The 2,699-nt window shown below is 71.4% G+C and carries 3 protein-coding genes; 1 reads left to right on the forward strand and 2 read right to left on the reverse strand.

All coding sequences use genetic code 11. The features are described from left to right. Nucleotides 1–120: 120 nt before the first annotated feature. On the reverse strand, nt 121–1,326 hold the full coding sequence (locus H5J33_RS30340; protein ID WP_181797984.1) for a hypothetical protein: 1,206 nt from the start codon (nt 1,324–1,326) through the stop codon (nt 121–123). Nucleotides 1,327–1,388: 62 nt separating this feature from the next. Between H5J33_RS30340 and H5J33_RS30345 the strand changes: the two genes are divergently transcribed. After that, complete coding sequence (locus tag H5J33_RS30345; protein WP_258565504.1) at nt 1,389–1,850, forward strand: DUF4442 domain-containing protein; 462 nt, start codon at nt 1,389–1,391, stop codon at nt 1,848–1,850. Nucleotides 1,851–1,941: 91 nt separating this feature from the next. Here the strand turns inward: H5J33_RS30345 and H5J33_RS30350 are convergent, their stop codons facing one another. After that, on the reverse strand, nt 1,942–2,118 hold the full coding sequence (locus H5J33_RS30350) for a hypothetical protein (protein WP_181797985.1): 177 nt from the start codon (nt 2,116–2,118) through the stop codon (nt 1,942–1,944). Between the last annotated feature and the right edge of the window lie 581 nt (nt 2,119–2,699).

Consider the following 2,699-nt stretch of genomic DNA (forward strand, 5'->3'; position numbering starts at 1 on the left):
TGCTCGCCCGCCACGGAGGACATCAGCATGCCCTCCGCGGCCGGCCCGAAGAACGCCTGCCCGGTGCCGCCCAGCGCGGTCAGCAGCATCATCTGCCACAGCCGCGGGGCTCGGTCGCGGTCACTCCACGGTCGGGTCGCCGTGCAGCCGTACCGTGGCGAGGATCTTGTCGATGGTCGCGTCGGACAGTTCCTCCTTGACGCCCTTCGCGCCGTACAGCGACCACGACACGAAGCTGCCCGAGGAGTTCTTGAAGGCGAACGTGACCGCCTTGCCGTCGGTGTCGCACTTGTTCTTCTTCGGCACACCGCTGACGTACGACGTCGCGACGCTGCCGGTGACGCCCGACGCGGTGGTGAAGGACTTCGCCTCGCCGATGTGCAGGTACTTCTTGGCCGCCTTCGACTGGTCCGTGAACCCGCCGAACGCGAAGGCGGCCGAGTCGCCCCGGGCGACGCTCGCGGTGTCCTTGGCGCCCATCTCGCCCTTGGTGCCGGCCGCGGCCAGCGACGACGTCTCCTCCCTGCCGTCCTTGTCGTCGTCGGAGACGCAGTAGCTGGGCTTGAGGAACGACGCGCCGGAGAAACCTATGTACGCGGAGCCGTCGCCCTTCTCCTTGTCCTCGAAGAAGGTGAAGACGCCGGCGCGCTGCACCTCCCAGTCGGCCGGCACGTCGAAGGCCGTCCCGTACTTGGCGTTGACCACGACCTTCCAGCCCGGGACCGTCGGCTTCTCCGTCCCGCCGGAGCGGGGGTTGTCGGTCGCGGCCGGGGAGGCGGGCGAGGTGGGGGCCGGCGACGGGCTCGTGGTCCGCGCGTCCTTGCCGCCGTCCGCCTCGTCGTCCTTCGAACCGCCCAGCACCAGGAAGCCGGTGACGGCCGCGGTGACCACGACGGCCGTGGCGGCGACGAGGGCGACCAGCTTCGTGCGGCCGCCGCCGTGCGGGGGTTCGGGCGCGGACGGCTGCCCCCACTGCGGCGGCTGCCCGTAGGGGACGGTCGGGGGCTGCGCGTAGGGGCCGCCCGTCGGCTGCTGGGGCGGGTACGGACCGGGCGGCTGCGGAGGTTGCTGCGCCTGCCGACCGGTGTGTGGCTGCTGCCCGTACGGGGAGCCCGGAGGCTGCTCGCCGTACGGGGCGCTGGGGGGCTGGTGTCCGTACGGGGTGCCGGGGGGCTGCTCGCCGTACGGGCCCGGCTGCGGGTGCTGCGGGTATCCGGGCTGCCGGTAGGCGTTCGGCTGCGGGTGTCCCGGCTGCTGGTACGGGTTCTGCCGCGGATCGTGCTGCGGGTTCTGCGCGCCCCCTGGCGGCTGCTGATCTGGCCACATGGCCTGTAACCCTAGTGCGCTTCTCTGGCCAGCCCCTGCTACTCGTGAGTAACATGACGGCCATGAGCGCAGACCAGATGTCGATCGGCGAGATGCTCGCCGCCACCGTGCCCATGGCCCGGACCCTGAACCTGGAGTTCCTGGAGACCACGGCAGACAGGGCCGTGGTCTCCCTGCCGGACCAGGACGCGTACCACAACCACGTGGGCGGCCCGCACGCCGGTGCGATGTTCACCCTCGGGGAATCGGCCAGCGGGGCCATCGTGCTGGCCGCCTTCGGGGACCAGCTCTCGCGCGCCGTGCCGCTCGCCGTCCGCGCCGAGATCGCCTACAGGAAGCTGGCCATGGGCGCCGTCACCGCGACCGCGACCCTGGGCCGCCCGGTCGCCGAGGTCGTCGCCGAACTCGACGCCGGACAGCGCCCCGAGTTCCCCGTGTCGGTCGAGATACGGCGCGCGGACGGCGCGGTGACCGGCGAGATGAGTGTCCTGTGGACGCTCCGGCCGTCCGGCGGGGAGAAGTAGCCCGCCCCGGCCCGGACGACACCGCGCCCCGCCCCGTCGGCACCGGGGCGGGGCGCCGGTGTCCGGGACCGGGCGCGGAGGTGCGGCGGGGTCACCGGACGGCGACCACGTTGGTCGCCTTCGCGCCGATCACCTCGAAGGCGACCCGCTGACCCTCGCGGGTCGTCTGTGTCTCCATGCAGGAGAAAGGGCGCCTTTCACCGTGCTCGTCGGTGATGATGCCCACGCCGTCCGCGTCGTTGTAGACGGCGATCCTTCCGAGCGGCATGGTCTGCTCCTTTCCTTCGTGGGTCGCGGGGATCCCTGCGCTCCTTCGGTGAGCAGAGCATCACGCACCGTGCCGGGGAGGAGGAAGGGTGCGTCGGTGCGTCGGCCAGGGTTTGACCGGATGTCGGCGGAGTCGCGTACGGCCCGGACCACACGAATACCGGAATTGGACATTTGGCCCGCCATCCGGCCTTTTCGTCGAGAAGTCGGCCGCCGGGTCGAACACCGTCCGGAGATACCAGCGGTAACCATTGAGGGAAGCCGGACTTCTCCGCCGGGGTATTCCGGCTCCTTGTTTCCGGTGAGTCGCCTGTGTCAAGGTGAGCCTCCCCGCGGGAGGGCAAAGGCGGACGCCGACGTCCGGCCGGCCCTTTAGGTATGCACGTATGCACCGACAGGCACTGTTTTTCCACGGGACGCCCGCGCGCATGCGGTCCTGCGGCTGGAAAGGAAATGTTTCCGTGCAGCCCCCTTACCCCCCACGCCCGCCCTACCCGCCCCCGCCCGGCCCGGCCGCCGAGTCCGACCCCGCCCTCCTCGCACGGTGTCGGGGACCTCGTCGGCGAACCGGGCCGCGTGGAT

It is taken from the genome of Streptomyces sp. WELS2 (assembly GCF_013870595.1).
Lineage (GTDB): Bacteria > Actinomycetota > Actinomycetes > Streptomycetales > Streptomycetaceae > Streptomyces.

Excerpts from the sequence above, each read along its gene's own strand:
- H5J33_RS30340 (WP_181797984.1), bottom strand. The coding sequence starts at position 1,326 with ATGTGGCCAGATCAGCAGCCGCCAGGGGGCGCGCAGAACCCGCAGCAC.
- H5J33_RS30345 (WP_258565504.1), top strand. The coding sequence starts at position 1,389 with ATGAGCGCAGACCAGATGTCGATCGGCGAGATGCTCGCCGCCACCGTG.
- H5J33_RS30350 (WP_181797985.1), bottom strand. The coding sequence starts at position 2,118 with ATGCCGCTCGGAAGGATCGCCGTCTACAACGACGCGGACGGCGTGGGC.